Below are 23,351 nucleotides of genomic sequence, written 5' to 3'. Positions count from 1 at the left end.
CGCTAGAACAACGGCCACACCTGGCCGTCTGCCACGCCATACAGGGCTTCACCGGGCGCGGCGGGGGCCGTCCACAAGCCCGTGAACTCACCAAATGCCGGCAGCAGCGCAGCGCCGGGGCCAAAGCGGAAGCACGGCAGCCGCAGCCGGTCGCGCCCGCGTCCGCTGATGACGATGCCGGGGTGCACATGCCCGGCGATCACGTAGTGGCCGGGCACCGTTTGCGGCGCGTGACACAGCGCGAAGGGGCCGAGCACCCACGGTTCTTCCACCACGTTGAAGCGCAGCGCGGCCGGCGGGTCGCCCGCGTGGCGGTCGTGATTGCCGCGCACCAGCGTGCACGCCACGTCGGCATGCCGGTCGCGCCATGCCGCCAGCGCTTCGAGGGCCGCCCGCGCCTCGCGTGCGTGCAGCAGGTCGCCGAGCCAGGCGATGTGCGCCACCGGCAGCCGCGCGAGCATGGCATCGAGCCGCGCCACGGCTTGCCCGGTGCTGCCGGCGGGCACCGGCACACCGCGCGCGCGGAACGTCGCCGCCTTGCCAAAATGCGCATCGGCCACCATCAGCATGCGCTGCGCCGGCCACCACAGCGCGCGCTCGGGCAGCAGCCAGACGGCTTCGCCCGCGCACTGGATGACGAGATCGTGCGGCCCGGTCATAGCAGCGGCAGCGGTTTCGACGTCTTGCGCGGACGGCGCGCACGGCGGCTGCCCTTGCCCGCCGTCTCAGGCGATTCCGTCATGCGCAGCGCGGCTTGCACGTCGGCATCGATGGCGGGGCGCGGCGCCGCATCGGGGTCGGTCGGCTCCGGGCCGGCCGCGCGTTCGGCGTCGGCCAGCATGCGGGCAATGCGGTCGGCCAGCTTCTCGGTGGACAGCTGCTCGCGAAAGCGCTCCACCATCAACGGAAACCCGAACGGCGATGGCCGCTGCAGCGCCCGCAGCTCCAGCCGCAGCGCGCGCATGCGTGTGAGGGCCGCGTCGATGCGGTCCAGATCGAGCTCCTGGCGCAGCACTTCGTTCTCGGCCTGCGTGAGCAGCAGGTTGCCCGGGTCGTGCCGCCGGAAGACTTCATAGAACAGGCCCGATGACGCCTGCAGCTGGCGCGTGCTCTTGTGCGCGCCGGGATAGCCCTGGAACACCAACCCCGACACGCGCGCAATCTCGCGGAAGCGCCGCTGCGCGAGCTCGCCGGCGTTGAGGCTGGCCAGCACATCGTGCAGCAGCGTGTGGGTTGCAAACAGCTCGCCGCTGGCCAGCAGCGTGGGCCAGTCGATGGGCGTGGCAGACAGCAGCTCCAGCCCGTAGTCGTTGAACGCCATCGAGAACGTGGCCGGCGTGCGCTCGGCCGCGCGCCACGCCAGCAGGCTCGCCAGCCCCAGATGCGCATGCCGCCCGGCAAACGGATACAGGAACAGGTGCCAGCCCTCGCGCGAGTGCAAGGTCTCGGCAACGAGCGTGGCGGTGGTCGGCAGTGCAGACCAGCGCGCCTGCAACTCCAGCAGGGGGCGCGCAGCCAGCATCTCGGGGCCGTCGAAGCGCCCGTGTGCCGCGGCATCGAGCTGTGCCACCACGGCATGCGCCAGCTCGGTGGACAGCGGCATGCGTCCGCCATTCCAGCGCGGCACGGCGGCCCGCTTGCCGCTGGCGCGGCGCACATAGGCGGTCATGTCCTGCACGCGCACCAGTTCAAGCAGCCGGCCCGCAAAGAGGAAGTTGTCGCCGGGGCGCAGGCGCGCGATGAACCCTTCCTCGATCGACCCGAGCGCACCGCCACCCGCCGCGCGCCACCAGCGCACGGTCATCGTGGCATCGCTGACGATGGTGCCGATGCTCATGCGGTGCCGGCGGGCCAGGCGCGCGTCGGGCACGCGCCAGATGCCGTGTTCGTCGGGCGCAACGCGGTGGTAGTCGGGGTAGGCCGTGAGCGAGTGGCCGCCCTGGCGCACGAAGTCGAGCGCCCATTGCCATTCGTCGTCGCGCAGATCCCGATACGCCCACGCGCGCCGCACTTCCGGCAGCAGCGCATCGGGCACGAAGCCGCCGCCCAGTGCCACCGTCACCAGATGCTGCACCAGCACGTCCAGCGGCTTGTGCGGCGAGGCGCGTGCCTCGACCTGGCCCGAGAGCGCGGCTGCACGCGCGGCCGCGCTCTCCACGAGTTCCAGGCTGTGCGTGGGCACTACCGTCACGCGTGACGGCCGCCCCGGCGCGTGGCCGGACCGCCCCGCACGCTGCAGCAGCCGCGCCACGCCCTTGGGCGAGCCGATCTGCAGCACGCGTTCCACCGGGAGGAAGTCCACGCCCAGGTCCAGGCTCGACGTGCAGAACACCGCCTTGAGCGCGCCTTGCTTGAGCCCCGCTTCCACCCAGTCGCGTGTGCCGCGATCGAGCGAGCCGTGATGCAGCGCAATCAGACCCGCCCATTCCGGCCGCGCGTTGATGGCGGCCTGGTACCACAGTTCCGCCTGCGAGCGCGTGTTCAGGAACACCAGCGCGGTGCGGGCGCTCTCGAGTTCTTCCAGCACGTGAGGCAGCATCGCCATGCCCAGATGCCCCGCCCACGGAAACCGTCCGACGCCATCGGGCAGCAGCGTGTCGATCTCCATGCGCTTGGGCAGGTGGCCCTGCACCAGCGTCCCGGCGGCGGGCGTGCCGGCGTCGCCCAGGGCTTGCATGGCTTCCGTCAGGTTGCCAAGCGTGGCCGAGAGCCCCCACACGATCAGCCCCGGCGACCACGCCCGCAGCCGTGCCAGCGCCAGCTGCACCTGCACGCCGCGCTTGTTGCCGACCAGCTCGTGCCATTCGTCCACCACCACCACGCGCACGGAGCCCAGCGCTTCGCGCGCATCGGCACGCGCCAGCATGAGCGACAGGCTCTCCGGCGTGGTGACCAGTGCCGTGGGCAAGCGGCGCGATTGCGCAGCGCGTTCGGCGCTGCCCGTGTCGCCGGTGCGCAGGCCCAGCGTCCAGTGCGGTGCCAGCGCCTGTGCCGCTTCCGAGATCGCACGCGTGGTGTCGGCGGCCAGCGCACGCATGGGCGTGAGCCAGAGCACCGACAGCGGCGGCGCACCGCCGCGCCCGCGTACGTCGGCCAGGCGCTGCAGCGCACCCAGCCACACGGCATACGTCTTGCCCGCGCCCGTGGTGGCATGCAGCAGGCCCGATTCGCCGCGCGCCATGGCGTCCCATACCGCGCGCTGAAACGGCATCGGCGTCCAGCCGCGCGCGGCAAACCATGCATCGACGGTGGGCAGCGCGGCTTCGCTCATGGCACGGGCAGCAGGCTTTCGAGGGTCTGCAGCGTATCGGCCTCGGCGACGGGCTTGTCGTGCCGCCAGCGCAGCATGCGCGGAAACCGCACCGCAATGCCGCTCTTGTGGCGCGCGCTGCGGGCGATGCCCTCAAAGCCGAGCTCGAACACCATCGTCGGGGTCACGCTGCGCACGGGCCCGAAGGTCTCCACCGTGGTCTTGCGGATGAGCGCATCCACCTGGCGGATCTCCGCATCGCTCAAGCCGGAATACGCCTTGGCAAACGGCACCAGCTTGCGCTCGGGCACGTCGGGCGGGGCATCCCACACGGCGAAGGTGTAGTCGGTGTACAGGCTCGCGCGGCGCCCGTGGCCACGCTGCGCGTAGATCAGCACCGCATCGACCGAGTACGGATCGATCTTCCACTTCCACCACACGCCCACGTCCTTGGTACGGCCCACGCCGTAATGCGCATCGCGCCGCTTGAGCATCAGCCCCTCCACACCGAGCTCGCGCGAGGCCTCGCGCTGGTGCGCAAGGTGCGGCCAGTCGTCGCCCTGAAGCAGCGGCGACAGCTCCAGCGCCGGGTGCACGCATTCGGCAATCACGCGTTCAAGCTGGGCGCGCCGCTCGGCTTGCGTGCGGCCGCGCCAATCCTCGCCCTGCCATTCGAGCAGGTCATACGCCAGCAGCACGGCGGGCGCATCGCGCAGCACGCGCGCATTCAGCGTCTTGCGGCCGATGCGTTGCTGCAGCAGTGCGAACGGCTGGACGCGGCCTTCGCGCCAGACCACGATTTCGCCGTCGAGCACCGTGCCGGCCGGCAGCACGCGCGCCATGTCGTCAAGTTCAGGAAAGCGCTCGGTGATGAGCTCCTCCCCGCGCGACCACAGCCACGCGCCATCGGCCCGGCGCACGAGTTGCGCGCGAATGCCATCCCACTTCCATTCGATCTGCCAATCGGCCGGCGGGCCCAGCAGCGTGTCGAAGACCTCCACGTCGGCCTGCAGCGGATGCGCCAGGAAGAACGGATACGGGTGGCCTGCGTCCAGCGCGTGGCCGTCGGCGCTCGCATCGGCCAGCAGCGCGCGATAGCGCTCGGCCGTAGGCGCCTGGGCAATATCCGTATAGCCCATCAGCCGCTGCGCCACATGCTTCGGGTCGGTGCCGCCCACCTCGGCCAGCGCGCGCGTGACAAGCAGTTTCGACACGCCCACACGAAACGCACCCGTCATCAGCTTCATCAGTACCAGCCGCGCGTGCAGCGGCAGGCCTCGGCACAACTCCGCCAGGCGCGGCAGCACCACCTCGGGCGGCAGGCCGCGCAGCGGCAGCAGCCGCGCTTCCATCCACTCGGCCAGGCTGGCGTCGTCCGTGTGGTCGGCATCGGGCAGGATCAGCGCGATGGTCTCGGCCAGGTCGCCCACGGCCTGGTAGCACTCGTCGAACAGCCATTCGGGCAGGCCGGAGGCTGACTGCGCGAAGCTGGCCAGCACGCGCACGGGCACGAGCTGCCTCGGCTTGCCGCCGGCCAGGAAGTACACGGCCCACGCCGCATCGGCGTCGGGCGCGGCGCGCAGATACGCCACCAGCGCGGCCAGCTTGGCGTTGCTCGACGTGGTGGCGTCCAGCTGCGCGTACAGGTCGGCAAAGGCTTTCATGGGGCGGACGGCTCCGTTGCAACCGGCGCGCTCTGCGCCGCGGCCGCTTCATCTTCGTCGCCGTACTCGGTGGCGAAGGCGCGCGCGTCCAAGCCTTGCTCGCACAGCCAGCGCACCATCGGAGGCACCTGCCCGTGCGTGACGTAGACGCGCGTGGCGCCCGTGGCCTCGATTGCCTGCAGCAGGCCCGGCCAGTCGGCATGGTCCGACAGCACGATACCGCGATCGACGCCGCGCCGCCGCCGCGCGCCACGCAACTGCATCCAGCCGCTGGCAAACGCATCGGCATAGTCGCCAAAGCGGCGCATCCACGGCGTGCGTTGCGCCGATGGCGGCGCCAGCACCATGGCGCGCCGCAACGCCGCACGAGGCAGGTCGGTCACCAGTTGCGTCATCGGCAGCGCCACGCCTGCCGCGCGATACGCCGCGTCCATCTGCAGCATGGCGCCGTGCGAAACGATGGGCCCGATGCCGGCATCCAGCCCGGACAGGATGCGCTGCGCCTTGCCGAACGAATAACAGAACACGACGCTCGCGCGGCCCGCCTCCGCATTGGCGCGCCACCACGCATTGAGCTGCGCAAAGATCTCGGCTTGCGGCCGCCAGCGGTAGATCGGCAGCCCAAAGGTGGATTCGGTGATGAACGTGTCGCAGCGCACGGGCTCGAACGGGGCACACGTGCGGTCGGCCTCGACCTTGTAGTCACCCGAGACCACCCAGACCTCGCCGCCGTATTCCAGCCGCACCTGCGCGGAGCCCAGCACATGCCCCGCCGGATGGAAACTCAGCCGCACCCCGTGGTGGACGACCGATTCGCCATACGCGAGCGTCTGCAGCGGAATGTCGCTGCCGAGCCGCGCGCGCAACACACCCGCGCCCGGCGCGGCCGCCAGGTAGTGGTGGTGCCCCACGCGGGCGTGGTCGCTATGCGCGTGCGTGATGACGGCGCGGTCCACCGGCCGCCATGGGTCTACATAGAAATCGCCCGCGGGGCAGTACAGCCCGCTGGGCGTGGTGACGATCAGATCGGCTGTTGGGGGCATGCTGTGTTGGCTCCATGCGCCGCGAGGGCCGCGCCCCGGCGCATGGAAGGCGGCCACACGCGCCGTCACCGCCGACGGCGTGCGACGGTGATGTCACTTCAGCACGGTTTGTGCCCGTGCCGCCCCGCGCGCGGTTCAACCGCGCCGCGCGGCCTCGATCTTGGCGATGTCGATCTTGCCCATCGTCATCATCGCGTCAAACGCGCGCTTGGCGGCTGCGCGGTCAGAGTCCATCACGGCGGCGATCAGCGCGCGCGGCGTGATCTGCCACGACAGGCCCCATTTGTCCCGGCACTTGCTTGTCATGGCTGTCTCCTGAAGGGGCCGGCACCGCTTTTTAGCGGAGGCACTCAGCTCGCGCCGCCCGTCGTCGAGCTGGCAGGCTTGGACGCAGGTGCCGGCTCCGCAGCCGGTGCGGGCGGCGTGGTCACCGCAGGGGCCGATGCCGGTGCCGCTTCCGCCGGTGCCTTCGGTGCCGGCGCAGCAGCCGGCGCCGACGCGGGCGCCGCCACCGGCACAGGCGGCGCGGGCGGCGTCGGCACCACCGGTGTCGTCATCTTCATCGGCTCGCCCTGCGGCGTGGGCGCGGGTTCGGGCAGCGGAGCCACGGGTTCCTTTTCTGCGGCCTTGGCCACCTTGCGGTCGTGGCGCGCCGGGTCGATCTTCAGGAAGTGGTCGACCAGGTTGAAGTAGCGCTCGTAGAACACGCCGGCCGGAATCGTCTCGCTTGCCACCTTCACCATCGAATCGTCGCCCGAGCCGATCGGCAGCGACAGCGAGCCCAGCACGCTCAGCCCCACGCTTGCCGACGTGCTTGTCTTCTTGAGCGCGTAGCGGTCTTGCACCGCGTTCACGTAGGCCGTGCTCGACGTGCCGTCTGACGTGGCATCGGCGCACACCACGTGGAACGAGATCACCACGTGCGAATCGTTGCTCGGCTGGAAGTTCTTGCTGCCGTCAATCGTGTCTGCGCGCGGTGAGCTCGCGACATAGCCCTGGCTCAGCAGCGCCCGGCGCGCGGCCTCGCACGTGGCGTCGGACCGTGCGTGGAACGTGCGGGCGTAGGGGCTCTTGTCCGCATCGAACTGTTCTTGCTGGTAGAGCGGCGTGGGAGAAGAGCTGCACGCCGACAGGGCAGACACGGCAACGGCAAGGGCGCACGAAGCAGACGACAGACGGAGGCGGATGGGCATGGTGTTGGGCAAAAGGGCTCGGCCGGACGATGTGCCCGATGCGTCATCAGGCAGCCGCCCGGCGGTGCCACTGCGTGGGCGGCGCAAGTTTTGTGCGCGGCCCGGGCACGTGGCGCGTGGGCTGGTGTGGCCGGGCGACATTATAAGTTTGTTGGGTGGCGCGGACAGCCTTCGGCAGCCGCATAACCCCGCGAGCGCACCTTGCCAGTGCGCAGCGCAAACGCCCAATCCGGGCGGCCCCGTTCCTCCGCAAGCGCCGCTGCATCGTCCCACGCGTAGCCAACCGCACGGAATTCTGCGGTCCACTCTCCTTCCTGTTCAGTCAGGATGGCGTAGCGTGCATGCGGGCTGCCGGTTTCAATCGTATGGGGGAAAGGATAGGCGTCGCTGTAAGCCTGCAGGCCGACACTGCCGGGGTTGACGATAAAGCGGCCATCCAACAGTCGCATCGCGCGTGGCATATGGGTGTGCCCACAAAGCACGAGCCTCGCGTCGGCATCCTCTGCGCGGTAGAGCACTTCATCGTGGGTCGCCGCGCGACATCCTTGCTCGCAAAGCGATTCCAGAAAGTAGGTCTGGTCGTAGTGCACAGACCCGTGAACGAGGAGCACCTCGTCTTCGATGTACCGAAGCACGGGCAGGCGGGCAAGCCACGCGAGCTGGTCCCGCCTCAACTGCGCAAACGCGTACTGGTCCGACGGGCCCATGCGTGACGGGTCGCCGGCAAGAACCTGCCTTTCATGGTTGCCGCGAATGGTCGGCAGGTTCAGCGCCATCAAGCGATCGACCGTTTCGCGCGGTTGCAGCGGGCCCGACGCAATATCGCCGAGGTTCACGATCAGATCGACACTTTGCGCTTGAATGTCTTCCAACACGGCGTCCAGCGCGGCCAGGTTGCCGTGAATATCAGAGAGGGCGGCGATTCTCATGGCGGGGCGATGTTGGCAAAGCGCCTATCCTACCGGTGGCAATCAGGCGGCCGACGCCACGTCTGCCCGCGCCTCGTACAGCGCAACGCCCACCAGCACCAGTGCCCCCCACGCAATGCCCACCAGCGCGCTCACCCAAGCGCTGGCGTGCCACCCCAATAGCGGTGATTCGCACAGCATCGTCAGCGCACTCACAAAGCTCGCACCCATAGCCCATGCGGTACTGCGCCCGCCGCCATAGCCAAGGAGCGTGGCCACCAAGGGCACTGCCACCGTGGCTAGAAACAGCGTGTTGATCGACACAATCAACCCAACCATGCTTGTGCCGATCTGAGCGATACCGATGCCGCCGAGCACGACGGCCAGCGAAACAACGCCGTCTGGCGCACGGTGCCACGACAGCGCTTGCCGCATGGCGTGTGCTGCCGCCATGGCAACGGCGGCGCCGGAACCGAGCGCCGCCAGCAGCAGCGCACACAGAATGCCCTTGCCAACGCCGGTATGGCTGCCGCCGAACGGCTCTACCACCAGGAACGGAATTGTCTCCTTGGCGGCCAAGCCGTCGGGCAGATGGCCAGCCTGCATGGCAGCCAATACCGCCGTGGAAGGCAACGTGCTGATCAACATGACGAGCACACCGGCCAGCACACAGCCCAACACGGCCGCCCGCTGGGAACGCGCGAGGATGACGAACTGCTGGTAGTCCGCCCCCAGTACCACCAGCGCAATCGTGCTCAACATCGTGACCCCGATGTCCGACACCGACAGGTAGCGCGCCGCATCCGTGGCGAGCAAGGCCAGTGAGCGGCCATATAAGCCAATGCCGTTGTTCAGCACAATCACCACCACCAGCGATGCCGAGGCGGCGGCGAGGAATACTGAAAACACAGCCCCCAGCCGCCCCGGCCGCAGCCGCCCCAGCCCCCACACCAGCAACCCGGCAATGGCGTATTGCCACACTGGCGTCAGGCCGAAATTGAGCCCGAGTACCGCAGCAGCGCCCTGCAGTTGTACAGAGAAAATTCCAAGCAACCACACCGAAGACAACAGCGCGACACCGCTCTCAAGCGCTGCGTTCTTGCCTCTGAAAAGGCCCCAAATGGGCGTGCCCAGCCGCCAGAACGTGCCGGCCGCCACGGCCAGGAACAGCATGCCGATACCGGTGGCTGCGGCGTAGAGGCTGGAGGCCATGCCCACAGTTCGCGCCAGTTCACCGGTGCCGAATACAAAACCGATACCGTAGCTGGCCGACACCAGCAGGATCGCCACATTCCAAGGGCGCAGAGAACGCTTATTCATGGTGGTAGCCGCGTTTGATCCAGCAGTTCACGGCAGGCTGTTCGCCCGCAAAGTAACCCGTGCGTGCTCCGGTAGCGATAGAGCGATGCCAGTGATGGCAGCGCAATCCACCACTGCCGGATTGCATCGTTGAGGCGCGTATGAAGCTTGTCGGAACGCGTGGATGTCTGCCTGTGCCGAGCGCAGCGGCCCACTCGCGAGGGCGCCCGCGGGCACCACTGCAGCAGGGCGGGAGAGCAGTGTCATGACTTCCTTTTGGGAGACGGTAAGTGTTGCCGGACGCCGCTTGTGGCGGCCACGGAAAGTGCCCACGATCTTAGGAGGCGGCATACCCAGTCGCATCCCCCAAAAGAAGGTGCCAGTGATGCTTGTTATTGAATTCAGATATCAACTAAATATAAATCAGAGGCAGAGCTTGGATTTTCATTAGCAGAAAGCAAAAAACCCCCATAAAACCCCACCAATGGGGGCAGCGAAATCGCAACCCATCGTCTATGCTGTTTCCCGGCAAAAAACGGCGCCCTGATTTGCGTTGGGATTATCAGAGAAAGCGCCTAATCCAAAATCTCTAAAACAGCGGGCCGGGGGATGATGAATGGGGCGTAGGAGAAAACAACAACCGTCCACGAGCGATCTGCTTCTGGCGTTGCCGTGGTGGATGCTGGCGATCGGTTCGCTGGCGAGTTACGTGGTGTTGAGCCTTGCGCCGGCAATATTCCGCGGCAACCCGATCCTGGCGCCGCTCGCGATGCTCGTTCGCGGGCTGGCGTGGATGCCCGCCGTATTGCTGGCGTTCTTTGCCCTGTTGTCGTACCTGCGCGAGCGCAGCCATCAGGCCGATGCCCGGCTCGGCCCCGTGCGGGCTGAGCCTCCCACGCGCGGCCGGTCATCCCACGCGCCGCTGCGCACTGCCCACAACGCGGCAGACCACCAAGCGCGCAGCCCGGCAGGCGCCACTGCCACCCCAACCCAAACACCCACCCCCATAGAACCCGCCACGCCGCAGCGCTGGACGCTGGAAGCCATCCAGTCGCTCGAGTGGAAGCGGTTCGAGCTGCTGTGCGTCCAGTACTACGAACACATGGGGTTCACCGTGAAGACCGTGCCGCACGGCCCGGACGGCGGCATTGACGCCACGCTGTACATGGCCGGCCAGGACGCGCCCGTGGCGGTGGTCCAGTGCAAGGCGTGGTCCAAGCCCGTGAAGGTGGAACAGGTGCGGGCGCTGGGCGGCTCCATGCTGGCGCACAAGGTCAAGCGGGGCGTGTTCTGGTCTTTGTCCGGTTATGTCGGCAACCCGGTGCAGGAGTATTCCGAGGTTGCCGGTATTCAGCTATTGGACGGGCCGGCGGTGCTTGAGCGCATCCGCGCGCTGGCCGAAGACAAGCAGGCTGCGCTGCTGGCGAAGGTGTTTGAGGGGGATTACCGGACGCCTTCGTGCCCGGCTTGTGGGGTGAAGCTGGTGGCGCGGAAGGGGAAGAGTGGGGCGTTTTGGGGGTGCAGTAATTACTGGAAGGGGTGTCGGTATACGTTGCAGATGGGGCCGGATATGACGCGTTTCCCGCACGTGTCTTCTTGGCGGGGCACTTGAGAGTCAAATGCGAAGTTGACAACAAGTAGTCGGTTCGCGAGACGACAAGAACTATGACTGAGGCTGGTGATTGTGAAACGGTTTGAGAGCGCTAGCCGGGCTTGATCACATAGGAGAACAGATGGGTTGGACTGATGACAAGGCGTTTGAGGCAGAGGTTTTGCGTATTGCGAGGGCTAAGTGGCCGGCGAGCGCCATGGCCGGTGCGGCAATGCTAGATGGTCGCGAGCGGGACGGGATTTTCGAGACGGAAGAGAGCGTGCACTTTATTGAAGCTACGACGTCCCGGTCACAAGACAAAGCCAGAAACGATGCAAGAAAACTCCATCAGGCAGTAGCACAACAAACCAAGCTGACTCCGTTGAAAGGAGCCAGGGGATGGTTTGTCACGGCAGAAGAACCCACAGCAGATCAGCGGAAGGAAATTGAACGAATTGGAAAGGGGCAGGTGGTAGCGGTCTCTTTTGCACAATTTCAACAGTCCGTTATTGATGTTGGTGCCTACTTGGCGGCGCGCCTCAATCACGTATTCGGTAGTGTCTTGGATCCAGAAACTAGGCAGCCGAATCCGACGACGGAATATATACCAATCAACTTGGAAAACAGCGCAAACTCAGAACGGTGGAGCGTGCGCCAGATTTGCTCTGCTTTGCAGCGTGGCGATCGATTAATACTGACAGGGCAATTTGGCGCGGGGAAAAGTATGACTCTACGTCAAGTATTTCGTGAGTTGCGTGATGATTATCTTCGGGGTCGCACCGCTTTATTTCCTGTATATGTAAATCTTCGGGAGCATACTGGGCAGATTGATGCAGTTGAGGTGCTGGAGCGACACGCGCGGAAGATAGGATTTGAGTCGCCCCCCAGCCTCGTGAGAGCTTGGCGTGCGAAGTTTTGTATCTTGCTATTGGATGGGTTTGATGAACTAACTGCGCTAGGAGTCCAGCGAGCCACATTCGGCAAGCTTCGGACAATTCGAAAACGTGCTTTGGAGGCCGTTCGGCAACTGGTGACTGAAACGCCTGCTGGTGTGGGCGTTATCGTTGCTGGACGAGATCATTTCTTCGCGGACAACGCAGAGGCAGAGGATAGTCTTGGTTTAGGAAATCGTGTTACGCATCTAACAACGTCCGAATTTACCGAGGAGCAGGTCGTCCAATTTTTGCGTCAGCAACCTGGAAAGAATCCAGATCAGTTTCCCCCGTGGCTTCCGACCAAGCCGCTATTCGTCAGCTATCTGGCTTCCAGTGGTCTAATAAACGCGGTTGCCGACAGCGAGAAGTTTCCTGATGCGGCGACGGGCTGGGATTATTTGGTCGACCAAGTCTGCGAGCGGGAGGCCAGAATAGATTCTCGATACCTAGATGGGGCAACAATACGGAAAATACTGGGTCGCCTTGCAACATACGCGCGGGCTTCCGACGATGGTCTTGGTCCACTACGCCCTGAGCACCTAAAGAGGGCGTATAGCGAGGTATGCGGTTTTGAGCCCGATGATCAAGCATGGCTCATCCTGCAGAGGCTGCCTGGGTTGGTAATTTACGAAGTCGAAGAGGACTCTCGAAAATTCATCGATAGTGAGATGGTTGCGGTTTATCGAGCAAGTGATCTTGTCGACTTTGCAAATGATCCTATGGGAACGTTGTCGAGCCTTGATTTTGTTGATGCTATATCGCAGTGCGGGAAGATAATTGGGCATCATGCGATTGCCGTTGCAGCAAGAAAACTGCAATACAAATTTGATACGAATTCGCTGAATTCTCTGCTTACCTCAATATCAGATAATACTCTCCTTAATGCTTTGCGGGCAGATATTATTTCGCTTGCAATATATAAAAAAGTAGCTATACCTTTTCCTGTCTTGGTCGAGGGTATTTTCTTTCAGCCTGATACGTTTGAGATCGATGAAGATCTCCCTGATATCCATGGGGTTGTTTTCCAGGATTGCTATTTTGAGGAGGTTCAGATCGATAATATGGTGCCTGATTTCATGCCGATTTTTAAAGGCTGCGTGATACACCGTGTTCTTGGGAAAGCTTCCATGGGCGATCTTCCGCCTGCCAAATTTGTTAATACCGAGGTGACGGAATTCGAGGCAGTGGCGAACACGAATGCCTCAATTCGAGCAGTCGCAAGGCTAGCTCCAGGGGAAAAAGTCCTCTTAACAGTATTGCGAAAACTGTTTGTGCAGAGTTTAGGAGGGAGATCTGAGCCGGCTCTGTATAGAGGGCTTGATACAGCGGAGCGGCAACTAGTTGATCCGATTATTAAATTGCTTCAACAACACGAACTTATTACGCTTATGAACCGTGGTGATGGTGCGGTTTGGATGCCGGTACGTCGCCGATTGGACTACATTCGTAAGCTGCTTGCAAATCCGTCAGCCTCCAATGATCCGCTCATGATGGAAGCCCGGCAAATGTCCGCATAAGGTCGCTTATGCACGCCGGACGTCTATGGCCAGCACTTCGCTTGCGCAGCTTCTTTACCAACCGCTAAACTCCCCCCCGCTGCGGCAACAACCGCAGCCGGGACTGCAATCCCGAACAAGTATTTCCCGTGAGTGCCGATACAGCCCTCGCGTGTCGTCGTTCGCCCCTACGGGCGGGCCTCGGCAGGGAGGGCCTCGGCCCTGCCGGTTCTTGGAAACACTTGTCGGTATTGCAGACCTTGTCGTGTGCCCGCCCACCCTCACAGGTGGGTGGCTCCTCACTCAACCAGAGGGCAAGACAATGGATCAACCGACCCAAGCCGTACCCATCCCACGCGGGCATCACCCCGCAATCTGTCACTCCCACCGCATCGCGCAACGTCCTCCGTCCGGAGGTGCCCGATGAGCCTGCAAACCAACCGCCAGTATCTGCAGGGCGCCATCGGCGGGCGAGAGTTTCTGCGGCGCACGCAAGCGAGTCTGCAACTGCATCGGCAGTTCGAGCCCAAGACGTTCCGCTGGGAATATCAGCTCTACGTCCAGGACAAGTCCCCTGAATATCAGGCCGGCTTTCTGGACGCGATTGGCGCCTACATGTTGATCACGCTGGAGGGGGTGTTGGTCGATCTGTACGGGTGGGAAGTGCTGCGCGTGCTGGAAAGCGCAAACCGCAAGAAATAAGAGAACAGCAGGAAAGGCGACCCCGAGACGGGCGGGGCACGCTATACCGGGGGACCTACCCAGTCCTTGACGTGCCGAGCCCAACGGCCCACGCACGATGCTCAACGGCCCGACCGCAGACGTCTGTGGCCCAATCGCCGAGCGCCAACGTCCAAGCGCCGCTCGCAGACATTCAAAATTTCGACCGCAAACACGCGCGCACCGAGCGCAGACACCCGCGTGCCGATCTCAAACAGGCGAGCGCCGCAGTCAGCAGGCCAACCGCCGAGGTGTTAGGTCCGACAAATCGGAGCTTTGAGGGCCGAAGGTGCGGCTCAGAACTCCAACGGTGGAGTCCAGAACCCGGAGTCGCGTTCCGAACCCTGAAAGAGCCGCCGCAAGCCCCCGCGCCAACAGCGGTCGGCATTGTTCCCGGGAAGACACAGCCGCGGCCGTCGTGTAAGCGTCGCGTAATGTTATATCGCGCGCTATTTGTCATGACGGCCCGAAAGTGCGCCAGGCAGCCCAACGTTGCGCCTCGAAAACGTTCTCTATGGGCCCGATACGGAAAATTCATCGCTGGCGCGCTACCTTAAATGGAGTAGGTAGAGTCCCTCGCCGCTGCTCGTTGCACCGGTTTTGTGCCAAAAAAACCGCACTGGGCCCCCGCGCCAGAGGGGTGCAGGAAACGATGGCCCGGCCGTAGCGGCCACCGCAGATCGTTATAGAGCGCAACAAAACGCGCGTACGCGTTTTGGTTGTGCTCGCTTTTCGCAAGGATTAACTATTTCGGAGTAGACAACTTTGCCCGAACAACCATCACAGAAGCCCTTTACGCTCCAGCAAAACAAGCTTCATACAGAAGCACTTTTGAGCGGGGGGCTCCATGACGGTAAAGGCAAAACTCATCAGCGCATTCGGTGCGCTGGCATTCCTGGTGGCCGTGGTGGCCGGCATCAGTTGTTATCAACTGAATGCCCTTGGCGGGCAGTTCGGAGATTTTGAAAGCGGTGTGTACCGCAGAACAATGCTGGCGCATTCGGTCAGGGCGGCGGTGGAGGCCCGTGCCGTTGCGGTGCGCAACTTGGTCTTGGCGTCCAACGAACAAGATCGATTGAAGGAAGCTGACGCCGCTGAAAAAGCGCATGCCGACGTTCAGCAACGGCTCGCGCAACTGGAGTACGAAGCCAAGACCAGCGCCAGCTCCACGGATGAGACCCGGCGCTTTGTCGATAGCATCCGCGCGGTGGAAAACAAGTACGGCCCGGTTGCCGTTGACATCGTAAAACTCGGCCGTGCCGGGCAGCGCGACGCCGCTATCGACAAGATCAATCGCGATTGCGTGCCGCTGCTCGCCGCGCTTGTCGAGGCCGTTCGCGCATACGACGAGTTCGTCGTCAAGCGCTCAAGCGAAGCCGTGGAGAACGCGCGGTCCTATGCGGTGGCTGGCGTGCGGGTCGGCATTGGCGCGGGGCTGTTTGGCCTGGTGTTGGCCAGTGTGCTCGGGTTCGCCATTGCGCGCAGCCTGCTCCGCCAGCTCGGCGCAGAACCGGTGGCGCTGGCGGACGCTGCAACGCGCATCGCGGGCGGTGATTTCCGCGCAAAGGCGGGCTTTGAAGATGCGCATCCGGGCAGTGTGCTGGCCTCCATGAAGACGATCTGCGATGGGCTGGGCACGCTCATCGGCCAGATTGGCGAAGCGGCGCACTCCGTTTCCGCAGGCTCCACGCAGATTGCAAGCGGCAACGTCGATCTGTCAGGCCGAACGGAAGAGCAGGCCTCCGCGCTTGAAGAGATGGCTTCCAGCATGGAAGAACTGACCACCACCGTGCAACAGAATGCGGCCCACGCGCAGCAGGCGGCAGCGCTGGCAACCAACGCGTCGAGCATCGCGCAACAGGGCAGCGCAGACGTGGGCGATGTGGTCAGCGTCATCAACAAGATCAGCGACGGCTCTGCGCGCATTGGCGAGATCACGGGCCTCATCGAGGGCATTGCCTTCCAGACCAACATCCTCGCCTTGAACGCAGCGGTGGAAGCAGCGCGCGCTGGCGAGCAGGGGCGCGGCTTTGCCGTGGTGGCGAGCGAGGTGCGCGCGTTGGCGCAGCGCTCGTCCACGGCCGCCAAGGAAATCAAGGAACTCATTGAATCGTCGCGCGCGCACGTCAAGGAAGGCGCCATCGTGGCCGACCGCGCCGGCAAGACGATGGAATCGGTCACGACTTCCGTCGCTACCGTGACGACGCTGATCGAAGAAATTGCAGCGGCGTGCACGGAGCAAAGCCAGGGCATCGCACAGGTTCACATTGCCGTGTCAGAGATGGACGAAATGACACAGCGCAATGCCGCGCTTGTTGAGGAGGCTGCGGCCGCGTCGCAAGCGCTTGAAGAACAGGGTAAGGCGCTCGCCCAGTCGGTGCAGAGCTTCCAGGTCGCATAAGAGACCGCCTCCCCAGGAGACACGAATGACCGACCATTCAGCAGACGCACGTGAAAGCGCGCGCAGAAGCGGTGTTGGCCTGCGGCATTCTCGACACCGCGGACGACCCCAAATTCGACCGGCTCACGCGGCTTGCCTGCCATGCGTTGGGCGTACCGATGGCGCTGGTTTCGATTGTTGACGACCGACGCCAGTGGTTCAAATCCCGCCACGGATTGGACGCACGGGAGACACCCCGCGAATGGGCGTTCTGCACCTATGCCATCCAGGGTACAGAGCCGTTCATCGTGGAAGACGCGGCGGCTGATCCGCTGTTTGCGGACAACCCATTGGTGACGGGCCACCCGTTCATCCGCTTCTATGCGGGCGCACCGTTGTTCGATCGATCCGGCTACGCGCTGGGCACGTTGTGTGTGCTCGATGTCGTGCCCCGGCGCATCGATGCCGCACAGATTGCTGTCCTTCAAGACCTCGCCCACTTCTGCTCGCACATCATCACGTCGGATGCGGACGCCAGCGCGTCGGCCATGGCGGCGTAGTGAGCGCGCCAGTGGAGGATCAATCTGAGAGAGCGGGCAGCCAGGCGTTGATCGGGCGGCAAGCGATCGTGGACCGGGCGGGCGCATTGGTGGCCTATGAACTGCTTTTCCGGGGGGGCACACACGATACGGGTGCGGAGTTCTCCGACGGAACGCTGGCCACAAGCAACGTCATTCTCAACACGGTGAGCGAGTTTGGCGTCGACCGGGTTCTGGGTGATCTGTGCGGGTACGTGAATATCGGCCAGCAAGGCATCCATCTCGCGCTGCTCGAGATGCTGCCTCCGCAGCGCTTTACCCTCGAACTGCTGGAGACCGTGCAGTTTGACGAGGCGACGATTGCCGAGTGCAGAGTGCTGAAGAAGCACGGTTATCGCCTCGCTCTGGATGACGTGACGGACATCGCATTGGTGCCGCGCCAGATGCTTGAACTGGCTGACGTCGTGAAGGTGGACGTGGGGGCGGCAACGCCGGCTGCCATTGACGACATTCTTGCCGCCGCACGTTGCTACCAGTTCAAGGTGCTGGCGGAGAAGGTGGAAACAGCGGCGCAACATCTGTTGTTGCGCGAGCTCGGCTTTGACCTGTTTCAGGGCTATTTCTTTGCACGCCCGGAAGTCTTGGCCCAGCGGCGGTTGCCGGAATCGACGAACAGCCTCTTTACGCTGCTGCAGCTGTTGACGCAGGCGCCATCGGTTGCGCAGCTTGAAAGCCTGGTCAAGAAAAGCCCGCTCCTGCTGACGCGGCTGATGAAGCTTGCGCAGTCCGCCGCCTACGGAGACAGGCGCGGCACCACCATCACGATTCGCGACGCCATCATGCGGGTCGGCACGAAAACGCTGGGCCGTTGGGCGGAGTTGCTGCTGTTTGTCGGCGCGGCAGAGACGGACCTCGCCACCAACCCGCTCTTTCGGATGGTGGCGGTCAGGGCGCGGTTCATGGAGCTTTTGGCGAAGGCCGTCTCGCTGGGCAACGATGCGTTGGCAGACGCGGCCTATCAAACCGGCGTGTATTCGCTTCTGCATGTGCTGGCAGGGCAGACGCAGGACGAATTCATGGCCCAGACTTCTGTGCCCGAAGCGATACGCAAGGCGATTGCCGCCCGCGATGGCGTGCTCGGGCAGTTTCTTGGCGTGGCCGAAGCACTGGATCTCGACTGCAGCCCGCCGCCGCCCTTACTGCAGCTCGGGCTGTCCGAGCACACGGTGATGGCGCTGCATTGCCAGGCGACGCTCGGTGTCGCACTGGATGTCCGGGCCTGATATTCCCCCTCGGCCCCCGGTAACACATTCCCGCGGTTCCATCGGCCCCACCGGTGCGGACTTTGCGCTCGCCAACGTTGCGAGCGTTTTTTTTGGGGGCACAGCCTTTTGTGGAACGCACCGAACTGGCCCAAAAGCTCGGGGCGCTGCTGCAGTCGGTCTCATGGCGCACTTGTCTATGCGGGGCTGGAGGCGAACGCAGCCATGTGCATCGCACCGCAGACCGGTTGCGGCACGCTGCGTTTCTCGATCTTCGGCGCGACCTTCAAGGATGCGCAGCGGGCGGGGGCGTCGTGGCCCATGGTCGCGGCCGCCGCCAAGGCATGTTGCGGGGGGGGGCCGAGCCGGGCCCGCGCTTCACCCGATATTCCACTGCGGCGCAATCGCCAGCAGTTGCCGCCGCAGGTTCTCGATCTCGTTGGCAAAACCGTCGGCCAGCGTGCTCTCCACGGTGGGCGTGCCGAGGGTGTGGCTGACGTCGGCGGAGTCGGCGGCGCGGGGGCGTGCCGCCCGCGCCAGCGTGCCAAACCGCAGCGCGCGCGACATGCCGATCAGCGTGTCGCGAATGCGGCGGGCGCCGGCACCGGCGGCGGGCAGTGCGGCTGGGCTCGGTTGGCCCGGCGCGCCGCGCGTGGCGTTGAGCAGTTCCAGCGTGCTGATGCAGATGCGCAGGCTGCGCTGGATGTTCTCCAGGCGCTCAAGGGGCACATCAATTTCTTTCGATACCGACGGCATGAGCGAGCGCAGCTGCACCAGCAGCGTGTTGAGCTTGCCGAGCTGCTTGCTGCGTTCTCCCTTCGCGCCTTCCGGCTGGCCGAGGCTGGCATACACGCGGGCGCATTCGCGCAGCGCATCGGCCAGCCGGTAGCGCCACGAATACGTGGCATACAGCGGCAGCGCAAACGAGAACAGCAGCGCAATCGCAATCCCCACCAGCACGTTGAGCGTGCGCCAGGCGCCGTCGAGCAGGTTGTTGTCGCCATGGCCGACCACGATGACGAGCGTGATGGCCGCCAGCAAGGCGATGTACCCGCCCTTGCCGATGGCGTGATACGCGCAGATGCCGCACGCGGCGGCCACCAGCGCATACGTGAGCGGCAGATGCCCGAGCCACGTCTGCTGGACGATGATCAACAGCCCGGCCACCGCGCCGATGAGCGTGCCCCAGGCGCGCTCGGCCGCGCGCTTGCGGATGTTGCCGTGGTGCTGCAGGCCCGCGATGACGATGAGCAGCGAGATGGTCGCCCATTCGCCATGCCGCCAGCCGAAGCCCGCCGTGATGGCGATGGACAGCAGCACCCCGAGCCCGACGCGCGTGGCGTGGATGTGCCGCGCATGGCGATAGCGCCGATGCGGGTCGCGCAGCAGCCGGAGCAGGGAGAGAAGCGGGGCCGGGAGTTTCAAGGTGCGTGGCGCACGAAGGGAAATCGACATGAGAGCAAGGCTTGTAGATTCTAGGGCGCGCCGCGCAGTGTGTGCGCGCCATCTTGGTGCCGATGTTCCGGTGCGGTGCGCAAGGGCCGGAAACCATCGGGGTTGCCCCTGGGCATTGCACGAACCTTGCCACGTGGGGGAGCATTTCTGGCGGGCAGGCGCTTCAGCCGGCCCCGGGCGTTGCCGTTTATGATGCGTAGCCCGATCGTCACGCCTTCGGCTCGTGGCATCGACCCGATCCACTACAAACAAGGTCCGACCGTATGACGACGCATGCGCCATCGCCCTGGCTCCGGTTGCTGAGCGCTGCACAGCGGGTGGAACGCATGCCGTATTTCATTGCCATCCGGCGCGGGCTGGCGTTGTCGTTGCCGCTCATCATGGCGGGCGCCCTTACGCTGCTGCTGCGCGATCCGCCGGTGGCCGGCGTGCGCGGGTTCCTGGTGGACGTGTTCGGTGCGCGGCTCGATGTCTTCTGCAACAGCGTGCTGGCCGGCACGTTCGGCATTGGCTCGCTCGTCGCGCTGTACGGCTTTGCCGATGTCCTGGCGCAGATGCACAACCAGCGCGTTGGGCATCGCGTGGTCAGCCCCGCCGTGGCGGCGGTCGTGGTGGTGTCGTGCTTCTTTACGCTCGTCGTGCCGGCTGCGAATGCCAGCGTCATGGCCTCGCTGTCGCTGGGGCAGGGGCTGTTTGCGGCGCTGGTGGTGGCGTCTCTGGGCGGGAGCCTGTTTCTGAAGCTGTGCAGCGTGCGGTGGCTGCGCATTCCATCGGCGCATCTCGGCAACGATCTGCTGGTGGGCGATGTGCTGGCGGTCTTGCCGGCCGGCATGCTGACGATCCTCACGTTTGCGGCGCTGAAGGTCGCGCTGACGTGGGCGTGGTGGCCGAGCCTCATGGCGATCTGGAACTCGCTGCTGGCGGCACCGGTTTCCGGGGTGGCCAACCGCCTGCTGTTTGGCCTCGGCTACGAGACCGCCGCGCAGGCGCTGTGGCTGTTGGGTGTGCATGGGCCCAACGCGCTGTACGCGGTGCAGCAGCACGTGCTGGAGCCGGCCGCACATGCCAACGTGGCGGCGGTGGCGCTGGGCGAGCCTGCCCGGTTCATCTTCACGTACGACTTCTTCTCGGTGTTTGCGCGCATGGGTGGCTCGGGCGGCACGCTCAGCCTGATCGTGGCGCTGCTGCTGTCGAGCAGCACGCTGCGCGGGCGCAAGATGGCGCTGCTCGTCATGCTGCCGGCGTTGTTCAACGTGAACGAGCCGCTGCTCTTCGGGCTGCCGCTCGTGCTGAACCCGGTGTATGCGATTCCGTTCATCCTCACGCCGCTGGTGCAGATCCTGATCGCCTATGCGGCCATCGTCGCCGACCTGATGCCCAAGACCGGCTACAGCGTTGTGTGGACCACGCCGGCGCTCTTCAGCGGTTACGCGGTCACGGGTTCGTGGGCGGGGGCGGTGGTCCAGCTCGTCTGCCTGGCGGCGGGCACGCTCATCTACATGCCGTTCGTTCGCATGGCCGATGCGGTGTCGAGCCGGCGGCGGCAGGCTGTGCTGGCGTCGCTGCAGCAGATTGCGGAATCGCCCGAGGTGAGCCTGAAGGGCAAGCGGTGCCTCGACCTCCCGGGCGACGAGGGCCGCATGGCCGTGGCGCTGGCGAGCGACCTGGAAGACGCGATCCGCAAGCCCGGGCAGATCTTCCTGGAGTTCCAGCCGCAGTTGGATTGCCGCACGGGCCGCGTGTTCGGCGCCGAGGCGCTGCTGCGCTGGCAGCACCCGGTGCTGGGCCGCGTGGCGCCGCCGCTGGTCGTGGCGCTGGCCGACGAGATCGGCCGCATGGATGCCCTGGGCCTGCGCATCCTGTCGCTCGCGTGCCGGCAGCGCGCCGCGTGGCGCAACGTGTTGCCCGACGATTTCGTGGTCGCCGTGAACCTGTCCCCCCGCCAGCTGGAAGACCATGACTTCCATCACCGCGTGATCGACCTGCTGCGCGGCGAGGGTTTGCGGCCCGCCGTGCTCGAACTGGAGATCACCGAATCGACGGTGCTGCTGCCCGGCGCCAATGCCATCGACAACCTGAAGCGGCTGCGCGAAGCCGGCGTGAAGGTGGCGCTCGATGATTTCGGGATGGGCCACACGTCGCTGCACTACTTGCGCGAGCTGCCGCTGGACACCGTGAAGATCGACCGCTCATTGGCCGATGTGACGGCCGGCAGCGTCAACGAACACATCGTGCGCAGCATTGCCGGCCTGAGCCGCACGCTCAACATCTCGACGGTGGTGGAGGGTGTGGAGACCGAGCGGCAGCTCACGCGCCTGTTTGCGCTCGGCTGCGACCGGTTTCAGGGGTACTTCTTCAGCCGGCCGCTGGCGGCGCACGTGTGCGAGCAGTTTGTGCTCGGTGCCAACCTGCGGCCGTTCGTGCAGCCCGCCTGACTAGCGATACCGGCCGACAAACGCCTCGCACTTGCGCACGCGGGGGAGCCTGGCCGCCCATCGGTAGAGCGCTTCCACCAGGCCCTTGCTCGCCGTGACGGGTTGACCATTGATCTGCCCGAGCAGTTCCGCCTGGTTCGGGTAGGGCTTCTCGAACAGCAGCTTCAGCCCGCTGTCGCCGAGCGCCAGGTAGACGGCTTCGCGCGGCTCGAACTGCAGCGTGAACGAGTTGCTGCGCACGCTCGTGGCTTCCACCGCATCGGCAAAACTGGCGATGAGCGCGGCGTCTTCGGTGCGGTATTCGCAGCCCGCGTCTTTGAGCTGGGCTTCATCCACGGCCCTGAGCGACACCACGGCGGGGTCCATCAGGTACAGCGTGATCGCACGCGCCTTGCGCATGCGCGCGCTCAGGCCTTCGGCCGCCCAATAGCTTTGTTCGACCTTCACGACGGGTGCCGCCGTTGGCGCGGGCGCGGGTGCGGGCGCTTCCCGTTGGGGGCCTTCTGCCTGCTGCGTTCCGGCTGGCACGGCTTCGGCCTGAGGTGCGGGCGCCTGGAGCGCCCCGATCTGGACGACTTCCAGCTGAAGCGCCTCCGGTTCCGTCTGCCCGAATGCCGCTTGGCTCAGGCTGCAAACGCCGGCCAAGACCAGAGAGATGATCTTCTGCGACAACTCCTGCCCCTTGAAACATCTGTTGTAGTGCCGTGCATGCTAAGCGCAGGCCAGGCGGGCATCAAGCGCTTCGCCAGGCGCGCTGGTGGTTCGCGTTTGCTGCGCGCCACGCCGATGCGGGCCGCCAGGCTCGGGGCGTGGCGGCATTGCGTCCGCCGTTGATTGCGCTGGCCGCCGCGTGATCGTATCCGCAACGCTTCCGGCAGCGGCGTTGTGCCGTCCGCACGCTCGCGGGCAGCGACGGGCGACCTCACCGGCGGGAGCAGATGGACGATCCGGCATGCGCGCCACCTGCTGAAGACGATGGTGTGTGACACCAGCGACATCACCACCGCGCCATCGGCATGACATGCGTTGGCCGGGTGGGACAGGGCCTGCAGCGTCCTGTCGCCCAGACCCGCGCGCGGCAGACGGACGGTTTGCGCAACTGCATGAGTCCGCGTCAGCCACGCGCGGTGCCGAGCGGCGTCGGCGCGACTTCGGGAAAAATCGCTACTGGATCCCGTAGT

Annotated in this window: 16 protein-coding genes and 1 pseudogene; 7 read left to right on the top strand and 10 right to left on the bottom strand. The window is 65.1% G+C overall.

Annotated features, from left to right (window positions below; all coding sequences use genetic code 11):
- Positions 1 to 2: 2 nt before the first annotated feature.
- The 8 genes and pseudogenes from pdeM to A6M56_RS16700 all read right to left on the bottom strand — a co-directional run bounded on the left by pdeM (position 3) and on the right by A6M56_RS16700 (position 9,378).
- Positions 3 to 659: a ligase-associated DNA damage response endonuclease PdeM gene (pdeM, locus tag A6M56_RS16735; RefSeq protein WP_102079145.1), complete on the bottom strand. Its 657-nt coding sequence runs from the start codon at positions 657 to 659 to the stop codon at positions 3 to 5.
- Positions 656 to 3,271 (bottom strand): ligase-associated DNA damage response DEXH box helicase, encoded by a 2,616-nt coding sequence (locus A6M56_RS16730; RefSeq protein ID WP_102079144.1) that lies wholly within the window; start codon positions 3,269 to 3,271, stop codon positions 656 to 658. The genes pdeM and A6M56_RS16730 overlap by 4 nt, the downstream gene beginning before the upstream one ends.
- Positions 3,268 to 4,914, bottom strand: coding sequence for an ATP-dependent DNA ligase (locus A6M56_RS16725; protein WP_102079143.1), 1,647 nt, complete (start codon positions 4,912 to 4,914; stop codon positions 3,268 to 3,270). Before A6M56_RS16725 ends, A6M56_RS16730 begins: the two co-directional genes overlap by 4 nt.
- The gene (locus tag A6M56_RS16720) at positions 4,911 to 5,957 is read right to left on the bottom strand and encodes a ligase-associated DNA damage response exonuclease (RefSeq protein ID WP_045219295.1); all 1,047 of its coding nucleotides are present in this window, start codon (positions 5,955 to 5,957) and stop codon (positions 4,911 to 4,913) included. The genes A6M56_RS16725 and A6M56_RS16720 overlap by 4 nt, the downstream gene beginning before the upstream one ends.
- A 135-nt stretch (positions 5,958 to 6,092) precedes the next feature.
- Positions 6,093 to 6,251, bottom strand: a pseudogene (locus A6M56_RS16715) (VOC family protein); the annotation flags it as partial.
- Between the two features lie 56 nt (positions 6,252 to 6,307).
- Complete coding sequence (locus tag A6M56_RS16710) at positions 6,308 to 7,150, bottom strand: DUF2242 domain-containing protein (protein ID WP_045220376.1); 843 nt, start codon at positions 7,148 to 7,150, stop codon at positions 6,308 to 6,310.
- A gap of 140 nt (positions 7,151 to 7,290) precedes the next feature.
- Positions 7,291 to 8,079, bottom strand: a complete 789-nt coding sequence (locus A6M56_RS16705; protein WP_102079142.1) for a metallophosphoesterase family protein — start codon at positions 8,077 to 8,079, stop codon at positions 7,291 to 7,293.
- Positions 8,080 to 8,121: 42 nt separating this feature from the next.
- Complete coding sequence (locus A6M56_RS16700; protein ID WP_286758250.1) at positions 8,122 to 9,378, bottom strand: SLC5/6 family protein; 1,257 nt, start codon at positions 9,376 to 9,378, stop codon at positions 8,122 to 8,124.
- A 658-nt stretch (positions 9,379 to 10,036) separates the two neighbouring features.
- Between A6M56_RS16700 and A6M56_RS16695 the strand changes: the two genes are divergently transcribed.
- The 6 genes from A6M56_RS16695 to A6M56_RS16670 all read left to right on the top strand — a co-directional run bounded on the left by A6M56_RS16695 (position 10,037) and on the right by A6M56_RS16670 (position 18,301).
- Complete coding sequence (locus tag A6M56_RS16695) at positions 10,037 to 10,969, top strand: restriction endonuclease (protein ID WP_444518273.1); 933 nt, start codon at positions 10,037 to 10,039, stop codon at positions 10,967 to 10,969.
- A 121-nt stretch (positions 10,970 to 11,090) separates the two neighbouring features.
- A complete protein-coding gene (locus tag A6M56_RS16690; protein WP_286758249.1) occupies positions 11,091 to 13,400 on the top strand; it encodes an NACHT domain-containing protein in 2,310 nt (769 codons plus the stop codon).
- A 402-nt stretch (positions 13,401 to 13,802) separates the two neighbouring features.
- Positions 13,803 to 14,081: a hypothetical protein gene (locus A6M56_RS16685; protein ID WP_045219308.1), complete on the top strand. Its 279-nt coding sequence runs from the start codon at positions 13,803 to 13,805 to the stop codon at positions 14,079 to 14,081.
- Positions 14,082 to 14,946: 865 nt separating this feature from the next.
- Positions 14,947 to 16,500, top strand: coding sequence for a methyl-accepting chemotaxis protein (locus A6M56_RS16680; protein ID WP_062738720.1), 1,554 nt, complete (start codon positions 14,947 to 14,949; stop codon positions 16,498 to 16,500).
- 50 nt (positions 16,501 to 16,550) lie between these two features.
- A complete protein-coding gene (locus A6M56_RS16675) occupies positions 16,551 to 17,039 on the top strand; it encodes a GAF domain-containing protein (protein WP_257983935.1) in 489 nt (162 codons plus the stop codon).
- Between the two features lie 11 nt (positions 17,040 to 17,050).
- Complete coding sequence (locus tag A6M56_RS16670; RefSeq protein ID WP_286758248.1) at positions 17,051 to 18,301, top strand: EAL and HDOD domain-containing protein; 1,251 nt, start codon at positions 17,051 to 17,053, stop codon at positions 18,299 to 18,301.
- A gap of 357 nt (positions 18,302 to 18,658) precedes the next feature.
- On the opposite strand, the gene A6M56_RS16665 is transcribed toward A6M56_RS16670, so the two are convergent.
- A complete protein-coding gene (locus tag A6M56_RS16665; RefSeq protein ID WP_102079137.1) occupies positions 18,659 to 19,735 on the bottom strand; it encodes an FUSC family protein in 1,077 nt (358 codons plus the stop codon).
- A gap of 263 nt (positions 19,736 to 19,998) precedes the next feature.
- Here A6M56_RS16665 and A6M56_RS16660 point away from each other — a divergent pair, with 263 nt between their 5' ends.
- Positions 19,999 to 22,170 (top strand): PTS sugar transporter subunit IIC/EAL domain-containing protein, encoded by a 2,172-nt coding sequence (locus tag A6M56_RS16660; protein ID WP_102079136.1) that lies wholly within the window; start codon positions 19,999 to 20,001, stop codon positions 22,168 to 22,170.
- Here A6M56_RS16660 and A6M56_RS16655 read toward each other — a convergent pair whose 3' ends face one another.
- Positions 22,171 to 22,842: a hypothetical protein gene (locus A6M56_RS16655; protein WP_257983934.1), complete on the bottom strand. Its 672-nt coding sequence runs from the start codon at positions 22,840 to 22,842 to the stop codon at positions 22,171 to 22,173.
- Between the last annotated feature and the right edge of the window lie 509 nt (positions 22,843 to 23,351).

The sequence above is a fragment of the Ralstonia sp. RL genome, from assembly GCF_001683835.1.
Taxonomy (GTDB): domain Bacteria; phylum Pseudomonadota; class Gammaproteobacteria; order Burkholderiales; family Burkholderiaceae; genus Ralstonia; species Ralstonia mannitolilytica.
This window is presented reverse-complemented; position numbering and strand designations above follow the sequence as displayed.

Excerpts from the sequence above, each read along its gene's own strand:
- pdeM (WP_102079145.1), bottom strand. The coding sequence starts at position 659 with ATGACCGGGCCGCACGATCTCGTCATCCAGTGCGCGGGCGAAGCCGTC.
- A6M56_RS16730 (WP_102079144.1), bottom strand. The coding sequence starts at position 3,271 with ATGAGCGAAGCCGCGCTGCCCACCGTCGATGCATGGTTTGCCGCGCGC.
- A6M56_RS16725 (WP_102079143.1), bottom strand. The coding sequence starts at position 4,914 with ATGAAAGCCTTTGCCGACCTGTACGCGCAGCTGGACGCCACCACGTCG.
- A6M56_RS16720 (WP_045219295.1), bottom strand. The coding sequence starts at position 5,957 with ATGCCCCCAACAGCCGATCTGATCGTCACCACGCCCAGCGGGCTGTAC.
- A6M56_RS16710 (WP_045220376.1), bottom strand. The coding sequence starts at position 7,150 with ATGCCCATCCGCCTCCGTCTGTCGTCTGCTTCGTGCGCCCTTGCCGTT.
- A6M56_RS16705 (WP_102079142.1), bottom strand. The coding sequence starts at position 8,079 with ATGAGAATCGCCGCCCTCTCTGATATTCACGGCAACCTGGCCGCGCTG.
- A6M56_RS16700 (WP_286758250.1), bottom strand. The coding sequence starts at position 9,378 with ATGAATAAGCGTTCTCTGCGCCCTTGGAATGTGGCGATCCTGCTGGTG.
- A6M56_RS16695 (WP_444518273.1), top strand. The coding sequence starts at position 10,037 with ATGCTGGCGATCGGTTCGCTGGCGAGTTACGTGGTGTTGAGCCTTGCG.
- A6M56_RS16690 (WP_286758249.1), top strand. The coding sequence starts at position 11,091 with ATGGGTTGGACTGATGACAAGGCGTTTGAGGCAGAGGTTTTGCGTATT.
- A6M56_RS16685 (WP_045219308.1), top strand. The coding sequence starts at position 13,803 with ATGAGCCTGCAAACCAACCGCCAGTATCTGCAGGGCGCCATCGGCGGG.
- A6M56_RS16680 (WP_062738720.1), top strand. The coding sequence starts at position 14,947 with ATGACGGTAAAGGCAAAACTCATCAGCGCATTCGGTGCGCTGGCATTC.
- A6M56_RS16665 (WP_102079137.1), bottom strand. The coding sequence starts at position 19,735 with ATGTCGATTTCCCTTCGTGCGCCACGCACCTTGAAACTCCCGGCCCCG.
- A6M56_RS16660 (WP_102079136.1), top strand. The coding sequence starts at position 19,999 with ATGACGACGCATGCGCCATCGCCCTGGCTCCGGTTGCTGAGCGCTGCA.